Source organism: Achromobacter sp. UBA5777 (genome assembly GCF_002418565.1).
Classification (GTDB): Bacteria; Pseudomonadota; Gammaproteobacteria; order Burkholderiales; family Burkholderiaceae_B; genus Achromobacter; species Achromobacter animicus.
In genome coordinates, this window is the sequence record NZ_DIEJ01000091.1 from 1 (window position 1) to 18,584 (window position 18,584).

An 18,584-nucleotide genomic window follows, 5' to 3' on the forward strand; every position below is an offset into this window, starting at 1 on the left:
GCCGGGCCTGCGCCCGGCGCCGGGCGCCAAGAGCGCGCCGCTGGCGCTGTGGGCCTCCGGCACCGAAGTCGTGCTGCCGGGCAAGGGGCAGGGCGCCAGCGTGCGCCTCATCTGCGCGCGGCTGATCGACACGGTTTCCGGCGAGGTCGCGGGCCAGTTGTTTGGCGCGACGAACCTGCCGGCGTCGCAGGCGGACGCCGCGACGATCGCGCGCTGGCTGGTCCTGCAGGAGGAGGCCAAGGCGGCGTTCCGTTACATGGCCAATGCCTGGCAAGCGCTGCCCGCCGTCGATGGCGCCCACACGCTGGCGCGCCAATCGCTCATGGCGGGNNAGCTTGGCGCCGCTTGCTGGCAGCTGGCCCATTCGCCGGCAGCCGACGTCGTGCGCGGCCCGCTGTCGGGCATCGTGGGCGCGGAACGCAAGCTGTCGGGCAAGATGTTGCCGGTGGCGCTGCTGAAGATGTTCGCGCTGCTGGAGATGACGGGCGGGGCTTGATGCCGCGCACCCGTCTCGCGGAAACAAAAAACGGCGTGCCATGCACGCCGTTTTATTTGCAGCCGGAGATCGGAAAAAACGTCAGCCCGCGACGATCGGCCGGCGGCCCGGGGCGCTGCGGGCGCCGCGGCCTTGCGCGTCGTACGTCGAGGCGCTGCCGACGCCGACATTGCGCAGGGCGTCCAGCGATTGCTGGGTGTAGCGCAGATGCACGTCGATCAGGGCGCCATTGCGCATGTTGATTTCGCTGGCGGAAGCCGACTTGGTCAGCAGGGCCTGCCACACGCCGGACAACTGCGGATACTGCGCGGCGGCCTGTTCGGTGCCGACGTGGCCCACGGGCAGGCCGATTTCGCTCAGCAGGTTGTCGCGCGTCTGGCTCAGGTCGACCAGTTGCTGCGCGATGCCGCGCTTGCGCTCGGTGATCTGGTTCAGCGTCTCGACGCTGCCCTGGCTGACCAGAACCTCGGTTTCTTCCTCGAGGATCGAGGAGAACTCGGAGATCAGGGTGTCTTCCTGCTTCATGCAGGATTGCAGGGAATCGACGAGGCTCATGACAGACGGCTCAATAGAGGGAAGGGACGGGCTATTTCAGCAGGTCTCGGGCGCTGGCGATCAGACTGTCGGCGATGCGGCCGGTGTCGATCTTGAGCTGCCCGGAGGCGATCGCGGCGCGAATGGCGGCGACACGCTCGACGTTGATGTCGTTCGAGCCGTCCTGCATGGCCAGCATCTTGCGCGACGCCGAGCTCAGCGCGACTTGCGAGCTGCTCGATCCGCTGGCGCTGCCGGCGCCATACGCTTGACTGACCGCGGACTCGGCGCGGGCACCGACGGCGTCGGCCGCGAGGGGCCGGTTGGTGGTCGAATTGATTTTCAAGGTTTTCTCCGCAGGGCGTCCTGGGTCGGTTTGCGACGGATCCGCCTACTTATGTCTCTGTAACGACAAGGGCCGGAGGAACTTTAGGGTATATGCGAGCCAGGCGCAACGCGATTTGTAACAGGTCTATAGCTGAATTTCCACCAGCGTGGCGTTCCGGACGACGCCGCTGACCACCTGGCCGCCCGCGGTGCGCACCTGGACGACGGCGCCGGGGGCCGCGTTGCCCATGGCTTCGCCTTCGCTGCTGACCATGAAACCGTTGCCGCGCGCGTTGATCCGCACGTTCGTGCCGCGCTGCACCGACTGGGCGTTGCGCAGCGACGAGCTGCGGATCGGCTGGCCGGCGTTGATGCGGAAGGCGGCGGTCATGCCGGCCACCGCCTGCGGGTCGGTGATGGCGTTGGGAGGCAGGGAGACCAGATCGCCCTCGCGGGCGTCCAGATCGGCCGGGGTCAGGGCCTGGCCGGCGGCGATCAGGCGCGAGGCCACGTAATAGTGGCCGGCCACGCTGACGGAAGCCTGCACGTAGGCGGTCCAGCCTTTGGCCGAGTTGCAGCGCACGCCGACGGTCATGCGGGACCGCAGTTTCATGCCGGACGGCAGGAAGGGGGTCATGTCATCGCACGGCGTCAGGCGATCGGCGCGCGGCGGGTCGATGGCGATGGATGCCTCGCCGGGCAGGGAGGCCAGTTGTTCCTGCAGATAGGTCTGCGCCGCAATGATGATCGCTTCCGGGGCCTGGGTGGCCGCGGCCTGCGCCTGGGCGGCGCTTGCCGAGGCCAGGAGCAGGGCGGTGATGCCGGCGCGCGCGAGAAGGAGTCTTGCGGAGATTTTCATGATGGATGAATTGTAGAAGTGGGCGGCGTTCGGCAATACGTGAATTGGATGAGAAATGACGGGTTGTTTGGCTGATTGTGTTACAGGTCCGGCCCCTATCATGCCGTCATCCAATGGGATAACGGTGCGTCCGGCGTCCCTCGCTTTATCTGATCTGCAACGAATTCAAGGCGCCACGATGCTCGACAGGCTCAACGAAGATTTCCGGTTCTACCAGCAGGCTTTGGCACTGCGCGCGCAGCGCCAGGAAGTGCTTTCCTCGAACATCGCCAACGCCGACACGCCCAACTACAAGGCGCGCGACATCGACTTCAAGGCCGCGATGCAAAGCGCCATGGAAGGCACGATGCGCCTGCCCGACACGTCGCTCAAGCTGACGTCGGCCCGCCACATTCCGGCCAAGGCCGTGTCGCAGGGCCCGACGGATCTGCTGTACCGCCTGCCGTACCAGCCCAGCATGGACGGCAACACGGTGGACATGGACATCGAGCGCGTGCAGTTCGCCGACAACACCCTGCATTACCAGAGCACGATGCAGCTGATCTCCAACCGTATCCGCGGGCTGCAGACCGCTATCCAGGATTGATCTTTAAAGGGAGCAACAGGCAATGTCCTTGTTGAGCATTTTCGATATCGCCGGTTCGGCTTTGAGCGCGCAATCGCAGCGCATGAACGTGGCGGCCAGCAACATGGCCAACGCCGACAGCGTGGTCGGTCCGGATGGCCAGCCTTACCGTGCCCGCCAGGTCGTGTTCCAGGTCAACCCGGCCGCGGGCCAGGCGCTGGGCCAGGAGATCGGCGGCGTTCGCGTGGCCGGCGTGGTCCAGGACCAGTCGCCCCTGAAGATGGTCTATGACCCCAAGCACCCCCTGGCTGACGCGCAGGGCTACATCAGCATGCCCAACGTCGATCCGGTGGCCGAAACGGTCAACATGATCGCGGCATCGCGGTCCTACCAGGCCAACGTCGAAGTCCTCAACACCGCCAAGGCGTTGATGCAGAAGACGCTGACCATCGGTCAATCCTAATTTCCAGCCAGAGTCTATCCATGACCACCGTCGACCAAACCACGAGCACCACGGCCATGGGCCTGGCGCAAACCGGCGCCAACAGCGCGAGCACCGCGCAGGGCCTGCAGGACCAGTTCCTGAAGCTGCTGGTCACGCAGCTCAAGAACCAGGATCCGCTGAACCCGATGCAGAACGCGGAGCTGACGTCGCAACTGGCGCAGATCTCCACGGTGGAAGGCATCACCAACCTGAAGAACACCATGCTGGCCATCAGCGGCCAGATCGACGTGTCCCAGTCGATGAACGCCGTGTCGATGATCGGCAAGGGCGTCCTGATCCCGGGCACGAAGGTCAAGGTCGGTGTCGACAGCGCCAACCCCGCGGACCGCGTGGTCACGCCCTACGGTCTGGATCTGCAGGGCGACGCCGCCAAGGTCCAGGTCCGCATCTCGGATTCGAACGGTGCAGTTGTGCGCACCATCGAACTGGGCGAGCAGAAGAACGGCGTGTACACGCTGGAATGGGATGGCAAGAACGACGCCGGCGTGGCGCTGGAACCGGGCGCGTACAACGTGTCCGTGCTGGCGACCGACGCCGAGGGCGCGAAGGTGAACTCGGAAGTATTGAGCTACGGCAACGTGAAGAGCGTGGCCTACTCCACCAACGGCCTGCGTCTGGATCTGGGCCTGGACGGCCAGACCAGCATGCTGGACGTGCGCAAGGTGATCGGCGCCTGAACGGGCGGATATGAATTGGTGCCGGCGCACGGGCGGCGGCTTTTCCACTAAAGATTAGCGAGAGTAAACATGGGCTTCGGACAAGGATTGAGCGGCTTGAACGCCGCTGCGCAGAACCTGGACGTCATCGGCAACAACATCGCCAACTCGGGCACCGTCGGCTTCAAGTCGGCCACCGCATCGTTCGCTGACGTCTACGCCAGCTCGCGCGTGGGCCTGGGCGTCAAGGTCTCGGCCATCAACCAGCGCTTCACGGTCGGTTCCGTGACGGGCGGCGGCGGCGAATACGACATCGCCATCGACGGCGCCAAGGGCATGTTCCGCGTGACCGACCAGAGCGGCTCGGTCATGTACACGCGCAACGGCGAGTTCCTCGTCGACAAGAACAACTTCATCGTGAACGCGCAGGGCTATCGCCTGACCGGCTACCCGGCTGGCGCCATCGGTGCGAACCCGGTCGAACTGCAACTGCCGACCGCCAACGTCGCGCCGCAGGCGACGACCAGCGCCACCACCGTCGCCAACCTGGATGCCAACGCCAAGGTCATCTATCAGGTCGACACCGTGACGTCGCCGGCAGTTCCGGGCTCGGTCACCCTGGGCGGTACGGCGTATACCTTCGAAAAAGGCGCGGGTGGTGTTCTTACTTGGGCGCCGGGCAACCCGCCGGCCAACACGTACGGCACGGCGCCCAACACCGTCACGATCGACGGCACGGGCCAGGTCACCGCCGGCGAGCTGGAAGACATCCCCGGCTTCGTGGACTACACCGCCGCCGTCACCGAGATCGGCAAGCCGTTCGATCCCAAGATCTCCAGCACCTACACGAACGCCTCGCCCATGACGGTGTTCGACTCCCTGGGCAACTCGCACCAGGTGATGCAGTACTTCGTCAAGCGTGAGGCGACGGCCGGCACCAGCGTGTACGACGTGTACTACACGATGGACGGCCAGGCCATGGCGCCCACCACCGAAGCCGGCGGCACCTGGGGCAACCCCACGCAGTTCACGTTCAACAACGCTGGCACGCTGACCAGCGCGCCGATCGTGAACCTGACCTTCGCCCAGCCCGGCGGCACGACCACCCCGGCCGATCCGCTGAACGTCGCCATCAACTACACCGGCACGACCCAGTACGGCAGCAACTACAAGCTGGTTGCCAAGCCCGACGGCTATACGTCCGGCGAATTCAGCGGCATCAACATCAGCAGCGACGGCAGCCTGGTCGCCAGCTACACCAACGGCGAAACCCAGATCGTGGGCACGCTGGTCCTGGCCGACTTCTCGAACCTGCAGGGCCTGCAACCCGTGGGCAACAACGCCTGGAAGGAAACGGCGGCTTCCGGCCAGCCGATCCTGGGCCAGCCCGGCACCAACAGCATGTCGACGGTGGTGGGTCAGGCGACCGAAGCGTCCAACGTGGACATGAGCAAGGAGCTGGTCAACATGATCATTGCCCAGCGCACCTACCAGGCCAATTCGCAGACCATCAAGACCCAGGACGAAATCATGCAAGTCCTGATGAACCTGAAGTAATGCCCGCTGGGCACGCGACGACACCGACGGAATAGGCAATGGACAGAATCATCTACACCGCCATGAATGGCGCAGCGCGGATCACGGAGCATCAGGCCGCGCTCTCCAACAATATGGCCAACGTGAACACGGCGGGCTTTCGCGAGCAGATCGCGCTGTACCGCTCGGTTCCCGTGACGGACGGGGTGAGCCTGCCTACGCGTGTTTCGACGGTGGCGTCCACGCCCGGCAACAGCTTCGAGATGGGCACCATGCAGACCACGGGCCGCGGCCTGGACGTGGCGCTGGCCAGCGAGAACGGCTGGATCGCGGTGCAGACGCCGCAAGGCGAGGCCTATACCCGCGCGGGCAGCCTGCAGGTCGGCATCAACGGCCTGCTGCAGACGTCGCTGGGCCAGCCGGTCCTGTCGGACCAGGGCGGCCCCATCGACGTGCCCGACCAGGCTGCGCTGACCATCACGTCGGACGGCACGATCACGGCGCTGGGCGCCGGCGACGCGCCGAACAACATCCTGAACCTGGGCCGCCTGAAGCTGGTCAACCCGGACAACAAGCAGCTGGTGCACGGCGACGACGGCGTCTTCCGCATGGCGCCGGTCAACGGCCAGCCCGCACCGCCGGTGCCCGCCGACCCCGCCCTTCGCCTGTTGTCGGGCGTGCTGGAAGGCAGCAACACCAATCCGATGGCGTCGATGGTGGGCATGATCGAAAACGCCCGCCGCTTCGAGCAGCAGATGCAGGTGATTCAGCAGTCGGACCGCAACGCGGAACGCGCCAACGGCATTCTGTCCGTAAGCGCCTGATTTAAATAACATTTAGTTCGCGGCCAGGCCGCGGCACCGGAGTCTTTCATCATGATGCGTTCGCTGTGGATCGCCAAGACGGGCCTGGAAGGTCAGCAGACCTCCATGGACGTGATTTCCAACAACTTGGCCAACGTCTCCACCAACGGGTTCAAGCGCGGCCGTGCCGTGTTTCAGGACCTGATGTACCAGACGCTGCGCCAGCCCGGCGCCCAGGTGGGCGATGCCACGCAACTGCCGTCCGGCCTGCAGCTGGGCACCGGCGCGCGCGTGGCCGCGACCGAGCGCATCCACTCGGACGGCAACCTGAACAACACCGGCAGCGAAATGGACGTGGCGATCAACGGCCGCGGCTTCCTGCCGGTTGAACTGCCCGACGGCACGCAGGCCTACACGCGTGACGGTGCCCTGCAGCGCGACCAGAACGGCCAGCTCGTTACCGTCAGCGGCTACGTCATCCAGCCGCCGATCAACGTGCCGGACAACGCGTTGTCCATCACCATCGGCACCGACGGCATGGTCTCGGTGACGCAGCCCGGCGCCGCCGGCATCAACGTGCAGATCGGCCAACTGCAGATCGCCACGTTCATCAACCCGACCGGCCTGCAAAGCATCGGCGAAAACCTGTATCTGGAAACCGACTCGTCGGGTCCGGCGAACCTGCTGCAGCCCGGTGTGGACGGCGCGGGTTCGATCATGCAGAAATACGTCGAAACCTCCAACGTCAACGTCGCTGAAGAATTGGTCAACATGATCACGACGCAGCGCGCCTACGAAATGAACAGCAAGGCCGTCAAGACGTCGGACGAAATGCTGGCCCGCCTGACCCAACTGTGATGCTCATGTCTGTCCTGCGCCTGGTACTTGCGTCTGCGCTGGCTCTGCTGGCGGCTGGTTGCGCCATGATCCCGCCCGAACCCATCGTGACCGGGCCGACGACGGCGGCCCCGCCGCCGCCGCCGATGCCGATGGCGCAGCCCACGGGCTCCATCTACCAGCCCACGACTTACGGCAATTACCCGCTGTTCGAAGACCGTCGGCCGCGCAACGTCGGCGACATCGTCACGATCGTGCTGAACGAGCGCACCAACGCGTCCAAGAACGTGGCGACGAACACCAATCGCAGCGGCTCGACAACGCTGGGCATCGCCGCGGCGCCGTCCTTCATGGACAGCTGGGCGAACGCCAACCTGAACACCGAAGCCAATGGCGGGAATGTGTCGCAGGGCAAGGGCGACAGCAGCGCCAACAATGCCTTCACCGGCACCATCACCACTACGGTGGTGGGCGTGATGTCCAACGGCAACCTGCAGGTCGCCGGGGAAAAGCAGATCGCCATCAACCGCGGCAGCGAGTACGTGCGCTTTGCCGGCGTGGTCGATCCGCGCTCCATCACGGGCACGAACACCGTGTCGTCCACGCAGGTGGCCGACGCGCGCATTGAATACCGCAGCAAGGGCGTCATGGACGAAGTCCAGACCATGGGCTGGCTGCAACGCTTCTTCCTGATCGCTTCGCCGTTCTAAATCATGAAACAACAGACTCCGATATCCACCTTGCTGTCCCTGATGGCGCGGGTGTGCGTGGCCGTCGGGCTGGCCGCGGGCGCCGGTGCGGCGCACGCCGAACGGCTCAAGGATCTGGCAAGCATCCAGGGCGTCCGGGGCAACCAGCTCATCGGCTACGGCCTGGTCGTGGGCCTGGACGGCAGCGGCGACCAGGTGCGCCAGACGCCCTTCACGCAGCAGAGCCTGACCAACATGCTGTCGCAGCTGGGCATCACGGTGCCCGCCGGCAGCAACATGCAATTGAAGAACGTGGCCGCCGTCATGGTCACGACCACCTTGCCGGCATTCGCGCGGCCCGGCCAGACGCTGGACGTGGTGGTCTCGTCCATGGGTAACGCCAAGAGCCTGCGTGGCGGCACGCTGCTGATGACGCCGCTCAAGGGCGCGGACAGCCAGGTCTACGCCATTGCCCAGGGCAACATCCTGGTCGGCGGCGCCGGCGCGTCCGCGGGCGGTTCCAGCGTGCAGATCAACCAGTTGAACGGCGGCCGCATCAGCGCGGGCGCCATCGTCGAACGCGGCGTGCCGACCACGTTTGCCCGCGACGGCTACGTGCATGTCGAACTGAACAATACCGACTTCGGCACCGCGCAGAACGTGGCGACGGCCCTGAACCGCCAGTTCGGGCAGGGCACGGCCACGGCGCTGGACGGCCGCGTCATCCAGGTGCGCGCGCCCATGGAGCAGGGCTCGCAGGCCCGTTTCCTGTCGCAGATGGAAGACCTGCAGGTCACGCGCGCGCCGACGGTTGCCAAGGTCATCATCAACGCCCGCACCGGCTCGGTCGTCATGAACCGCACGGTCATGATCGAAGAGGCCGCCGTGGCTCACGGCAACCTGTCGGTCATCATCAATCGCCAGAACGAGGTCGTCCAGCCGGACACGCCGTTCACCCAGGGCCAGACGGTGGTGGTGCCCAATACCCAGATCGAAGTGCGCCAGGACAACGGCTCGCTGCAGCGCGTGAGCACCAGCGCCAACCTGGCCGACGTGGTCAAGGGCCTGAACGCCCTGGGCGCCACGCCGCAGGACCTGCTGGCCATCCTGCAGGCGATGAAGACCGCAGGCGCCTTGCGCGCCGAACTTGAGATCATCTGACGGCCATGGCTTACACCAACGACGCGGCACGCGGCAGCGCACGGCAGGATTCGGTCTTCGACATGGGCCGCCTGTCGGACCTGAAGCGCGACGTCAAGAAGGATCCCGCTGGCACTGAGCAGCAAAAGCAGGTCGCCAAGCAGTTCGAAGCGCTGTTCCTGCAGATGATGGTCAAGCGCATGCGCGAGGCCACGCCCAAGGAAGGTCTGTTCGATTCCCAGCAGACGCAGATGCTGCAGTCCATGGCGGATGAGCAACTGGCCCTGCACCTGGCCTCGCCCGGCATCGGTCTGTCGCAGGCGATCCTGGCGCAGATGCAGCAGGGCAAACCCGGCGAGATCCCGGACGAAGCGATCAAACGCATCGGGCAGGGCGGCGATCTGGACTTCCAGACCGGCGGCTCGCGTGAAGTGTCGGCGCTGCTGAACGTCATGCGCAACAACCGGCCGGCCGACCGCGCGCTGGCTGCGGCGGAAGGCGCGCCCGAGCACGTGGTCGACTTTGTGTCCAAGATGTCGCGCGCCGCCAACCTGGCGTCGCAGCAAAGCGGCGTGCCGGCCCGTCTCATCATGGGCCAGGCGGCGCTGGAATCCGGCTGGGGCAAGCGCGAAATCAAACATGAGGACGGCAGCACCAGCTTCAACCTGTTCGGCATCAAGGCAGGTTCGAGCTGGAAGGGCAAGGTCGTCAACGTGCTGACCACCGAATACGAAGACGGCGTCGCCCGCAAGGTGACGCAGCCGTTCCGGGCCTATGCGTCGTACGAGGAATCGTTCGCCGACTACGCCCGGCTGATCGGCAACAGCCCGCGGTACGAGAGCGTGACGACGGCCCGCAACGAGATCGAGGCAGCCCGCCGGATCCAGGACGCGGGCTACGCGACCGACCCGCGCTATGCCCAGAAGCTCATCGGCATCATGGGGCAGCTGCGGGGCGCGGCATCCAATGTGGAAAATTCACGCCGGATGTTGGAAGGACTCTAAATTTGGGTGATCCCCTGCCGTAAACGGGGTATCCAGAGATAACAGCTGCGGTTACATACGGGGCATTGTCAGCATGAATTTGTACAAAACGGCACTGGGCGGGTTGAACGCGGCGCAAGCCGGCCTGGCAACCACCGGCCACAACATCAACAATGCCACCACGGTCGGCTACAACCGCCAACGCGTCATGACCTCGACGGCGGGCGCGCAAGCGACCTCCAACGGCTACATCGGCCGTGGCGTCCAGGTCGACACCGTCGTGCGCAGCTACGACAGCTTCCTGTACAAGCAGCTCGTCGGCGCGAACGGCAGCGGCGCCCAGCTCCAGGCGCAGCTCGACCAGGTTTCGCAGATCAACAACCTGTTCTCCGACCGCACGGTGGGCATCGCCCCGGGCCTGACCAACTTCTTCACCAGCATGAACACGGTGGCCAGCAAGCCGGCGGACCCCGCCGCGCGCGCCGACCTGCTCGGCCAGGCCAACAGCCTGACGACGCAGATCCGCTCGGCCTACTCGGAAATGCAGAAGCAGCGTGAAGGCCTGAACACGCAGATCAGCACCACGGTCGACCAGGTCAACAGCTACCTGACCCGCATCGACGACCTGAACCAGCAGATTTCCCTGGCGGCCGGCAAGGCCGGCGGCAGCCCTCCCAACGACCTGCTCGACCAGCGCGACCAGGCCGTCATGGAACTGAACCAGCTCATCGGCATCACGACCTACGAGCAGGGCGACAAGATCAGCATCTCGCTCACGAAGGGCGGCCAGTCGCTGCTGTCGGGCAACACGCTTTACCCGCTGCAGGCCGTGCCGTCGGCCGCGGACGCGGGCCGCACGGTCATTGCCTATACGCTGCCCGCGGGCACCGGCAAGACCATCGCGGTCGAGATGCAAGACAGCGAAGTCACCGGCGGCAAGCTGGGCGGCCTGCTGCAGTTCCGCGCCTCGTCGCTGGACGTCATGCAGAACCAGCTGGGCCAGATGGCCGTCGGCCTGGCGCTGTCGTTCAACGAGCAGCACAAAGAGGGTCTGGACCAGGGCGGCAACCCGGGTACGGACTTCTTCAGTATCGGATCGCCGCAAGGTGTGCCCAATTCGGCAAACAAGAGCAACGCGCAGATCTCGGGTGCATTCACCGACCTGGCAAACGTCAATGCCAAGGACTACGAGATCTCGTTCGACGGCACCAACTACCAGGTCGTGCGCATGCCGGAAGGCTCGCAGGTCTACAACGGTCCGGCTACCGGCACCCCGCCGACCGCAACGCTGAACCTTGAAAGCGAGATGGGCGTGACGCTGACGATCAATGCGCCGCCCCAGGCCGGCGACAAGTGGTCGCTGTCCCCCACGCGTAACGCGGCCCGCGACATCAACGTTCTGATCACCGATCCCGACAAGGTCGCCGCGGCAGATCTGGAGGGCGGCGATGCCAACGGCAAGAACGCCCTGAAGCTGGCGCAGCTGCAGACCAGCAAAGTGCTGGGCCACGGCACGATGAGCATCAACGACATGTTCGCGCAGGTCGTGAACACGGTCGGCGTGCAGACGCAGCAGATCAAGACGGCCGCCACGGCGCAGGTCAACCTGATCAAGCAGACGACCGCTGCCCAACAGGCGGTGTCGGGCGTGAACCTGAACGAAGAATACGTAAGCCTGTCGCTGTACCAGGAGCAATACCAGGCCAGCGCCCGCATCATCGATGTGGCGAGCACCATTTTTGACACGCTGTTGGGCCTGCGCGGCTGATCAGAACGTTGATTGTGAATACTAGAAAGCATTACGGAGCTGCACCATGCGTCTGAGCACCACGATGATGTACACGAACGGACTGAGCGGCGTTCTCGCTCAGGAATCCGACATGAATCGCCTGGTCGAACAGGTTGGCAGCGGCCGCAAGTTCCTGACCCCCGCGGATGATCCGCTGTCGGCTTCCCTGTCGATCGGCGTCGCGCAGACGCAGAGCATGAACACGACGTATGGCCTGAACCGCAACACGGCAAAGACCAACCTCGGCCAGGAAGCCAACGTTCTGGACTCGATCACCACCGCGCTGCAGGACGTGCGCACGCGCGTCGTCCAGGCCGGTAACGGCACGTTCGCCGACAGCGATCGCCAGGCCCTGTCGACCGCGTTGAAGAGCGCTCGCGATGCGCTGCTGGGTCTTGCCAACAGCACCGACGGCAACGGCCAGTATCTGTTCTCCGGTTACGAAGGCAGCGTGGTGCCTTACGCGCAGGACGCCACGGGCAAGGTCGTTTTCAGCGGCGCCACCGGTGAGCGCACTGTGCAGGTCGACCAATCGCGCCAGCTGTCGACGAGTGATCTGGGCAGCGACGTTTTCAATCGCGCCAACCCGGGTTCGACCGCCTATGTCAGCACGGCAAATGACAACAACACGGGCACCGCGCAGTTCGGCACCGTCTCGGTCACGCCGGGCAGCGCCAACATCGGCAAGAGCTTCAGCCTGCAGTTCGAGGCGGACCCCGCCACGGGCAACATGGGTTATCGCGTCATCACGACCGACCCCAACGCCAACCCGCCCGTGCCGCCGGTGACCACGCCCGCGCCGCCGGCCGGTCCCACCGAATACAAGGAAGGCGCGAGCATCGACTTTGGCGGCGTCGCTGTGGTCGTCAAGGGCACGCCGCAGAACGGCGACGTGATCGACGTCGAAAGCATCCAGTCGGCCGATGTGGATCTGTTCAACACGCTGGACAGCCTCATCAAGGTGCTGGATTCGCCCATCGCGGGCGACGAGAAGGCGCTGGCTCGTCTGAACAACGAACTGGCGACGGCGAACAAGAAACTCGCGTCCAACTACGACAACATCCTGACCGTGGGCGCGTCGGTTGGCGCGCGCCTGAACGAACTGGAGGCGCTGGACGCCACCGGCACGCAAAAGGGCCTGTCGTATTCGAAGTCGCTGTCGGATCTGGAAGACCTGGACTACTACGCCGGCGCCAGCCAGCTCGCGCTGCGCCAGGTGGCATTGCAGGCGGCCTCGGCCGCGTTCATGACCATCCAGGGTTCCAGCCTGTTCAGCCGCAAGTGATGCGGTAGTTTTCTGCGCGGCGCCGTTTGCGCGCGCCGCGGGTGGCGCACTTTTCGGACGCTGCCGGCCCGGGGCCGGGGCGTCCGTAGTGCGTGTGGGGTAGGTTGTGTCGTTCTTCGTTGCTTAACGCTCGGATATTTCATGCTTGGTAATTTAAAAGTTCGCACCTGCATCATTCTGGTGCTGTTGCTCTTCACGGGCGCCATGTTCATTTCGAACGGTGTGGCGTGGATGGGGTTGAATTCCAGCAACGACAAGCTGGAACGGGTCAATGACGCCTATTCGAATCAGGCGACGCAATTGCATCGCGGCTATAACGCCTTTCTGCGCGGCCGCCTGTTGCTTGCCACTTCGCTGATGGACATGCAGCAGGGCAAGACGGAGCAGTCCAACGCGCAGGCCAAACGCGCCAACGAGCTGATGGCCGAAGGCGCCCGATCGTTTGATGCGTTCCGCAAGGCGCCGCGCCTGCAGGGTTCCGATGACCTCGTCCAGAAGCTCGAGGTCGCCTACAAACAGTTCGACGACGTATACAAGCGCCAGGCCGCCGCATTGGCGAATCTTTCCATCCAGGAGTACCTGGATCTGAACGATGCCGGCAGCGCCGCCAACACCGCGTTCCGCGAAGCCGTCAACAACGTGCTCGAATTCGTGGACACCCGCACCGACGATCTCGTCGTGCAGGCGGAAGCCGACCACAACATTTCGCGCACGGTCACCATCGTGCTGCTGGCCGTCGCACTGATCCTGGCAGTGGGCTGCTGGATCTTCATCAACCGCACCGTGCTGCGTCCGCTGCACGAAGCCGGCGACCATTTCGAGAAGATCTCGGCCGGCGACTTCACCGGCCGCATCGAAGTGCGCAGCACGAACGAGATCGGCCACCTGTTCGGCGCGATCAAGCGCATGCAGGAAAGCCTGACCCGCACGGTGGCGACGGTGCGCCGCGGCGTGGAAGAGATCAACCTGGGCGCGCGTGAGATTTCCGCGGGCAACACGGATCTGTCCAGCCGCACGGAGCAGCAGGCGGCCTCGCTCGAGGAAACCGCGGCGTCCATGGAAGAACTGGCGTCCACCGTGAAGCAGAACGCGGACAACGCCCGCCAGGCCAATCAATTGGCCGCCAGCGCGTCGGACGTGGCCGAGCGCGGCGGTTCGGCCGTGTCGGAAGTGGTCAACACGATGCAGGAGATCTCGGCCAGCTCGCGCAAGATCTCGGAGATCGTGTCGGTCATCGACGGCATTGCGTTCCAGACCAACATCCTGGCGCTGAACGCTGCGGTGGAAGCCGCACGTGCTGGCGAACAGGGCAAGGGCTTTGCCGTGGTGGCGGGCGAAGTGCGCTCGCTGGCGCAGCGCAGCGCTCAGGCGGCCAAGGAAATCAAGGGCCTGATCGAGGACTCGGTGTCCAAGGTCGGCGCGGGTTCGCAGCAGGTCGAACGCGCCGGTTCCACGATGCAGGAAATCGTGTCGTCGGTGAAGCGCGTGACGGACATCATGGGCGAGATCTCGGCGGCGTCCGAAGAGCAGTCCAGCGGTATTGACCAGGTCAACCGCGCCGTGTCGCAGATGGACGAGGTGACGCAGCAGAACGCGGCGCTGGTGGAAGAGGCCGCGGCCGCCGCCGGCTCGCTGCAGGAACAGGCGCAGCGCCTGGCCGAAGCGGTTGCCGTGTTCAAGATCAATGCCGGCGAAGTGATTGAAGTGCCGGCGCATCAGCTGGGCGGGTATGCCGCGCCGTCGCTGAACTGATCGTCGTTATCCCGGGCCGCGGCCGATCCTGCAGATGCGGGATCGGGCGCGGCCTTTTTGTGCTTGTGGAGGACGGTGTCCGGCATCCATGCGGCGCGCCGCCCGGAAGCCGGACACCGTCCCAAACGAATGCCGGTGTCCCCGGTTGCGTTTGTTTCAAATCCGGCGGCTATCCGTGCGTTGATTGAAATCATACGCACGTTAAGTTTTCCGCTTTATGACCGTAAATAATGTCAACGCCTGAATTTTCAGGACGAAAACAGAGTAATCAACGGTGGCCGGGGGATCGGACGCCAGCTGGAGACAAACCATGCGTGTCAATCTACCCGTCACCAATGTGGAAACCAAGCTGCGCGAGGACCAGTACCTGATCTCGCGCACGGACACCAAGGGTCGCATCGTCTACGCCAACCCGGCGTTCGTCGAGGTCAGCGGCTTCACCCGCGAAGAGCTCATCGGCAAGGCGCACAACATCGTGCGCCATCCGGACATGCCGCCGGAAGCCTACGCCGATCTCTGGGAGACCCTGGAGGCCGGGGAATCGTGGCTCGGCGTGGTCAAGAACCGCCGCAAGGATGGCGGCTACTACTGGGTGCTGGCCAATGCCACGCCGATCGTCGAGAACGGCGAGGTCGTGGCCTATTCGTCGGTGCGCGTGAAGCCGTCGGAAGAACAGATCGAAATGGCCGAGGAGCTGTACGCGCGCATGCGCGAGGGCACGGCCAAGGGCGTGCGCATCCTGCACGGCCGGCCCGTGCGCGCCGGCTGGCGCAGCGGCCTGGACCTGCTGGCGTTCCCGTTTCGGCCTGGCGTGCGCAGCCGCATGCTGCGCCACGCCACGCTGTCGTCCGCCATCGTCGGCGCCGCGGGCGCGTATGGCCTGCATGCCAATTGGGCCAGCCTGAGCCCGTGGGGCGGGGCGCTGGGTTGTGGCGCGATCGGGCTGGGCATCGTCGCCATCTACGCGATGGGCTGGAGCCTGTCGCGTTCGCTGCTGGACCCGATGCGAGACGCGGCGAACATGGCACGGCAGGTCGCTGCGGGCAACCTGACCACGCAGATCGTGCCGGAATCGGATGACGAGGTGGGCAGCCTGAAGTTTTCGCTGGAGGTCATGCGCAAGAGCCTGATCGGCATTGCCCAAGACGTCTATCGCGGCATCGAGGGCACGACGCACGCCGCGGTGGACATCGCCCGGGGTAACCAGGAACTGGCCGGTCGCACGGAAGGGCAGGCGGCGTCGCTGCAGCAGACGGCCGCCAGCATGCAGCAACTGACGTCCACGGTGCGCCAGAACGCCGACAATGCGCGGCAGGCCAACGATCTGGCCGCCAGCAGCATGGACGTGGCGCGGCGCGGCGGCGTGGCCGTCGGGCAGGTGGTCAACACCATGCACGGCATCTCGGACAGCTCGCGCAAGATCGCCGATATCGTCACCATCATCGAAGGCATCGCCTTCCAGACCAACATTCTGGCGCTGAACGCCGCCGTGGAAGCCGCCCGGGCCGGCGAGTCCGGCAAGGGCTTCGCGGTGGTCGCGGGCGAAGTGCGCAGCCTGGCGCAAAAGAGCGCTCAGGCCGCCAAGGAAGTGAAGACGCTGATCGAAGACTCGGTGGATCGCGTGACCGAAGGCTCGGCGCAGGCGGAGCAGGCCGGCGCGACCATGCAGGAGATCGTGGATGCCGTTCACCGCGTCACGGACATCATCGGCGAGATCTCGCGCGCCTCGCAGGAACAGTCAACCGGCATCGAACAGGTGGATACCGCGGTCTCGCAAATGGACGTGATGACCGTGCAGAACACGGCGCTCGTGCAGGAACTGGGCGGCGCGGTGACGCAGCTGGGCAATCAGTCGGGCGCGCTGCGCGAGACCATCCGCGTCTTCCGCGTGGTGGGACAGCACTGATCGCGTTGCGGGCGGAGGGCGGCGGGGCCAGGGCCTGCGGTCACGCCCGATTGCAGGCCTGCTGACGGCGGACGGTTACCGCCCAGCCAGCGCATCCACCACACGGCTCATCGCCGTCAGCCCTGATTCGAACAACGACTCCAGGAACGGCCCGGCGTGGGGCAGCACGATCGCCAGGATCGTCACGCCGACGATGAGCGTGACGGGAAAGCCCACCGCAAACACGGAAAGCTGCTGGGCGGCGCGGTTCAGGATGCCCATGGCCAGGTTGATGGTGAGCAGGGCGCAGATCAGCGGCAGCGCCAGCAACAGCCCAGACACGAATATCGTCTTGCCCCATTCCACGATCGCGCCCCAGCCGTTCTGGTGCAGCTGGATCATGGCGATGGGCAGGGTGTCGAATGACCGCACCAGTGCCGCCAGCACCAGCAGATGCCCATCCAGCGCCAGGAAGGTCAGCATCGCGACGATGTTGAAAATGCGCGACAGCACGGCGGTGTTGGCGCCCGAGCTGGGGTCGAAGAACGAGGCGAACGACAGGCCCATCTGCAGGCCCACGAATTCACCGGCCGTCTGCACCGCTGCGAATACGATGCGCATGGTGAACCCCATGGCGATGCCGATCAGCACCTGCTGCATCACCATCCAGAGGCCGGCGTAGGAACCGGGTGCGACGGGTGGCATGGGATCCAGGGCCGGGCTGATCGCCACGGCCAGGACGAACGACAGTCCCACCTTGACCTTGACGGGGATCAGCGATTCGGAAAAGAGCGGCGCGGTGCCCACGAGCGCGAGAATACGCACGAACGGCCAGAGGAACTGGCCGACCCAGCCGTTCAGCTGCTCGAGCGTAAAAGAGAACATGGCGTCGCAACCCGTGTCCGGCGGCGGGCGCCGCTCAGGACACCAGCATGGGGATCTGGCCGATGAGCTGCCGGATGTAGTCGACCATGACGCCGATCAGCCAGGGGCCCAGCAGCACCAGCACGCCGCACATGGCCAGCAGCTTCGGAATGAACGACAACGTCATTTCGTTGATCTGGGTGGCGGCCTGGAAGATGCTGATGACCAGACCCACGACCAGCGTGACGAGCAGAAGGGGACCGGCCATCGCCAGGACGATCTTCATCGCCTGGTAGGTCATGGTCATGACAGTTTCAGCGGTCATGGCGATCTCCTTGCGGCGTTACTGGTAGAAGCTCTGAGCCAGCGAGCCCATGAGCAGGTTCCAGCCGTCGGCCAGCACGAACAGCATCAGCTTGAAGGGCAGCGCCACGGTGACGGGCGGCACCATCATCATGCCCAACGCCATCAGGACGCTGGCAACCACCAGGTCGATGATGAGGAAGGGAATGAAGATCGTGAAGCCGATCTGGAAGGCGGTCTTCAGTTCGCTCGTGATGAAGGCCGGCACCAGGATCCGCATCGGCACCTGCGAGGGGTCTTCCAGCGCGGGCTGCTTGGCCAGGTTGGCAAAGAGCGACAGGTCGTTCTCGCGTGTCTGGTGCAGCATGAAGGTGCGCAGCGGGTTCGCGGCGCGTTCGACCGCGGCCTCGAACTGGATCGTGCCTTCGGACAAGGGCTTGTAGGCGTCGGTGTAGATCTTGTCGAACACCGGCGACATCGTATAGAAGGTCAGGAACAGCGCCAGGCCGATCAGCACGTGGTTGGGCGGCGACATGGCGGTGCCCATCGCGCTGCGCAACAGGCCCAGCACGATGATGATGCGCGTGAAGCCCGTCATCATCAGCAGCGCCGCCGGCAGGAACGACAGCGACGTCATCAGCAGCATGGTCTGCATGCTGAGCGAGTAGGTCTGCGAGCCGTTCGCGCCCGGCGTGGCCGTCAGCGCGGGCAGCGTGGCCTGCGCCACCACGCCGGCCGGGAAAAAGGCCAGGCCCAGCACCGCGGCGGCGGCCAGC

The 18,584-nt window shown here is 65.1% G+C and carries 19 protein-coding genes; 13 read left to right on the plus strand and 6 right to left on the minus strand.

What is annotated here, in order from left to right; genetic code table 11:
- Positions 1 to 577 precede the first annotated feature (577 nt).
- The 3 genes from B3446_RS06360 to flgA all read right to left on the minus strand — a co-directional run bounded on the left by B3446_RS06360 (position 578) and on the right by flgA (position 2,216).
- A complete protein-coding gene (locus B3446_RS06360; RefSeq protein ID WP_291378508.1) occupies positions 578 to 1,051 on the minus strand; it encodes a flagella synthesis protein FlgN in 474 nt (157 codons plus the stop codon).
- 31 nt (positions 1,052 to 1,082) lie between these two features.
- Positions 1,083 to 1,376 carry a flagellar biosynthesis anti-sigma factor FlgM gene (gene flgM, locus B3446_RS06365; protein WP_191578103.1) on the minus strand — a complete coding sequence of 98 codons (294 nt, stop codon included), beginning with the start codon at positions 1,374 to 1,376 and terminating at the stop codon, positions 1,083 to 1,085.
- Positions 1,377 to 1,502: 126 nt separating this feature from the next.
- A complete protein-coding gene (flgA, locus tag B3446_RS06370) occupies positions 1,503 to 2,216 on the minus strand; it encodes a flagellar basal body P-ring formation chaperone FlgA (protein WP_291378510.1) in 714 nt (237 codons plus the stop codon).
- Positions 2,217 to 2,394: 178 nt separating this feature from the next.
- Here flgA and flgB point away from each other — a divergent pair, with 178 nt between their 5' ends.
- The 13 genes from flgB to B3446_RS06435 all read left to right on the plus strand — a co-directional run bounded on the left by flgB (position 2,395) and on the right by B3446_RS06435 (position 16,662).
- Positions 2,395 to 2,802: a flagellar basal body rod protein FlgB gene (gene flgB, locus B3446_RS06375; RefSeq protein WP_175126215.1), complete on the plus strand. Its 408-nt coding sequence runs from the start codon at positions 2,395 to 2,397 to the stop codon at positions 2,800 to 2,802.
- Positions 2,803 to 2,824: 22 nt separating this feature from the next.
- The gene (flgC, locus tag B3446_RS06380) at positions 2,825 to 3,244 is read left to right on the plus strand and encodes a flagellar basal body rod protein FlgC (RefSeq protein ID WP_105238489.1); all 420 of its coding nucleotides are present in this window, start codon (positions 2,825 to 2,827) and stop codon (positions 3,242 to 3,244) included.
- 20 nt (positions 3,245 to 3,264) lie between these two features.
- Positions 3,265 to 3,963: a flagellar hook capping FlgD N-terminal domain-containing protein gene (locus B3446_RS06385; protein WP_175126214.1), complete on the plus strand. Its 699-nt coding sequence runs from the start codon at positions 3,265 to 3,267 to the stop codon at positions 3,961 to 3,963.
- Positions 3,964 to 4,032: 69 nt separating this feature from the next.
- On the plus strand, positions 4,033 to 5,499 hold the full coding sequence (locus B3446_RS06390) for a flagellar hook-basal body complex protein (protein ID WP_191578100.1): 1,467 nt from the start codon (positions 4,033 to 4,035) through the stop codon (positions 5,497 to 5,499).
- Positions 5,500 to 5,537: 38 nt separating this feature from the next.
- Positions 5,538 to 6,302: a flagellar basal body rod protein FlgF gene (locus B3446_RS06395; RefSeq protein WP_175126212.1), complete on the plus strand. Its 765-nt coding sequence runs from the start codon at positions 5,538 to 5,540 to the stop codon at positions 6,300 to 6,302.
- A 51-nt stretch (positions 6,303 to 6,353) separates the two neighbouring features.
- Positions 6,354 to 7,139, plus strand: a complete 786-nt coding sequence (flgG, locus tag B3446_RS06400; RefSeq protein WP_105238493.1) for a flagellar basal-body rod protein FlgG — start codon at positions 6,354 to 6,356, stop codon at positions 7,137 to 7,139.
- On the plus strand, positions 7,139 to 7,828 hold the full coding sequence (locus B3446_RS06405) for a flagellar basal body L-ring protein FlgH (RefSeq protein ID WP_175126211.1): 690 nt from the start codon (positions 7,139 to 7,141) through the stop codon (positions 7,826 to 7,828). Before flgG ends, B3446_RS06405 begins: the two co-directional genes overlap by 1 nt.
- Positions 7,829 to 7,831: 3 nt before the next feature.
- A complete protein-coding gene (locus B3446_RS06410) occupies positions 7,832 to 8,968 on the plus strand; it encodes a flagellar basal body P-ring protein FlgI (protein WP_291378517.1) in 1,137 nt (378 codons plus the stop codon).
- 5 nt (positions 8,969 to 8,973) lie between these two features.
- On the plus strand, positions 8,974 to 9,951 hold the full coding sequence (flgJ, locus tag B3446_RS06415; protein WP_191578098.1) for a flagellar assembly peptidoglycan hydrolase FlgJ: 978 nt from the start codon (positions 8,974 to 8,976) through the stop codon (positions 9,949 to 9,951).
- Between the two features lie 73 nt (positions 9,952 to 10,024).
- A complete protein-coding gene (flgK, locus tag B3446_RS06420; protein ID WP_291378519.1) occupies positions 10,025 to 11,698 on the plus strand; it encodes a flagellar hook-associated protein FlgK in 1,674 nt (557 codons plus the stop codon).
- Between the two features lie 46 nt (positions 11,699 to 11,744).
- Positions 11,745 to 13,004 (plus strand): flagellar hook-associated protein FlgL, encoded by a 1,260-nt coding sequence (flgL, locus tag B3446_RS06425; RefSeq protein WP_191578097.1) that lies wholly within the window; start codon positions 11,745 to 11,747, stop codon positions 13,002 to 13,004.
- A gap of 141 nt (positions 13,005 to 13,145) precedes the next feature.
- Positions 13,146 to 14,756: a methyl-accepting chemotaxis protein gene (locus tag B3446_RS06430; protein ID WP_291378522.1), complete on the plus strand. Its 1,611-nt coding sequence runs from the start codon at positions 13,146 to 13,148 to the stop codon at positions 14,754 to 14,756.
- A gap of 310 nt (positions 14,757 to 15,066) precedes the next feature.
- Positions 15,067 to 16,662 carry a methyl-accepting chemotaxis protein gene (locus tag B3446_RS06435; protein WP_291378524.1) on the plus strand — a complete coding sequence of 532 codons (1,596 nt, stop codon included), beginning with the start codon at positions 15,067 to 15,069 and terminating at the stop codon, positions 16,660 to 16,662.
- 75 nt (positions 16,663 to 16,737) lie between these two features.
- Here B3446_RS06435 and fliR read toward each other — a convergent pair whose 3' ends face one another.
- The 3 genes from fliR to fliP are packed head-to-tail and all read right to left on the minus strand — an operon-like array spanning position 16,738 to position 18,583.
- Positions 16,738 to 17,526 (minus strand): flagellar biosynthetic protein FliR, encoded by a 789-nt coding sequence (fliR, locus tag B3446_RS06440; RefSeq protein ID WP_191578091.1) that lies wholly within the window; start codon positions 17,524 to 17,526, stop codon positions 16,738 to 16,740.
- 34 nt (positions 17,527 to 17,560) lie between these two features.
- Positions 17,561 to 17,830 (minus strand): flagellar biosynthesis protein FliQ, encoded by a 270-nt coding sequence (gene fliQ, locus B3446_RS06445; RefSeq protein WP_008163193.1) that lies wholly within the window; start codon positions 17,828 to 17,830, stop codon positions 17,561 to 17,563.
- A gap of 18 nt (positions 17,831 to 17,848) precedes the next feature.
- Entirely contained in the window at positions 17,849 to 18,583 is a 735-nt protein-coding gene (fliP, locus tag B3446_RS06450; protein WP_291378535.1) for a flagellar type III secretion system pore protein FliP, read from the minus strand.
- Between the last annotated feature and the right edge of the window lies 1 nt (position 18,584).

What these genes read in the sequence shown, in the direction of transcription:
- B3446_RS06410 (WP_291378517.1), top strand. Translation starts at nt 7,832, where the DNA reads ATGAAACAACAGACTCCGATATCCACCTTGCTGTCCCTGATGGCGCGG.
- fliQ (WP_008163193.1), bottom strand. Translation starts at nt 17,830, where the DNA reads ATGACCGCTGAAACTGTCATGACCATGACCTACCAGGCGATGAAGATC.
- B3446_RS06435 (WP_291378524.1), top strand. Translation starts at nt 15,067, where the DNA reads ATGCGTGTCAATCTACCCGTCACCAATGTGGAAACCAAGCTGCGCGAG.
- B3446_RS06405 (WP_175126211.1), top strand. Translation starts at nt 7,139, where the DNA reads ATGCTCATGTCTGTCCTGCGCCTGGTACTTGCGTCTGCGCTGGCTCTG.
- B3446_RS06430 (WP_291378522.1), top strand. Translation starts at nt 13,146, where the DNA reads ATGCTTGGTAATTTAAAAGTTCGCACCTGCATCATTCTGGTGCTGTTG.
- B3446_RS06385 (WP_175126214.1), top strand. Translation starts at nt 3,265, where the DNA reads ATGACCACCGTCGACCAAACCACGAGCACCACGGCCATGGGCCTGGCG.
- flgG (WP_105238493.1), top strand. Translation starts at nt 6,354, where the DNA reads ATGATGCGTTCGCTGTGGATCGCCAAGACGGGCCTGGAAGGTCAGCAG.
- flgJ (WP_191578098.1), top strand. Translation starts at nt 8,974, where the DNA reads ATGGCTTACACCAACGACGCGGCACGCGGCAGCGCACGGCAGGATTCG.
- B3446_RS06395 (WP_175126212.1), top strand. Translation starts at nt 5,538, where the DNA reads ATGGACAGAATCATCTACACCGCCATGAATGGCGCAGCGCGGATCACG.
- B3446_RS06360 (WP_291378508.1), bottom strand. Translation starts at nt 1,051, where the DNA reads ATGAGCCTCGTCGATTCCCTGCAATCCTGCATGAAGCAGGAAGACACC.
- flgL (WP_191578097.1), top strand. Translation starts at nt 11,745, where the DNA reads ATGCGTCTGAGCACCACGATGATGTACACGAACGGACTGAGCGGCGTT.
- flgK (WP_291378519.1), top strand. Translation starts at nt 10,025, where the DNA reads ATGAATTTGTACAAAACGGCACTGGGCGGGTTGAACGCGGCGCAAGCC.
- flgC (WP_105238489.1), top strand. Translation starts at nt 2,825, where the DNA reads ATGTCCTTGTTGAGCATTTTCGATATCGCCGGTTCGGCTTTGAGCGCG.
- flgA (WP_291378510.1), bottom strand. Translation starts at nt 2,216, where the DNA reads ATGAAAATCTCCGCAAGACTCCTTCTCGCGCGCGCCGGCATCACCGCC.
- B3446_RS06390 (WP_191578100.1), top strand. Translation starts at nt 4,033, where the DNA reads ATGGGCTTCGGACAAGGATTGAGCGGCTTGAACGCCGCTGCGCAGAAC.
- flgB (WP_175126215.1), top strand. Translation starts at nt 2,395, where the DNA reads ATGCTCGACAGGCTCAACGAAGATTTCCGGTTCTACCAGCAGGCTTTG.
- fliR (WP_191578091.1), bottom strand. Translation starts at nt 17,526, where the DNA reads ATGTTCTCTTTTACGCTCGAGCAGCTGAACGGCTGGGTCGGCCAGTTC.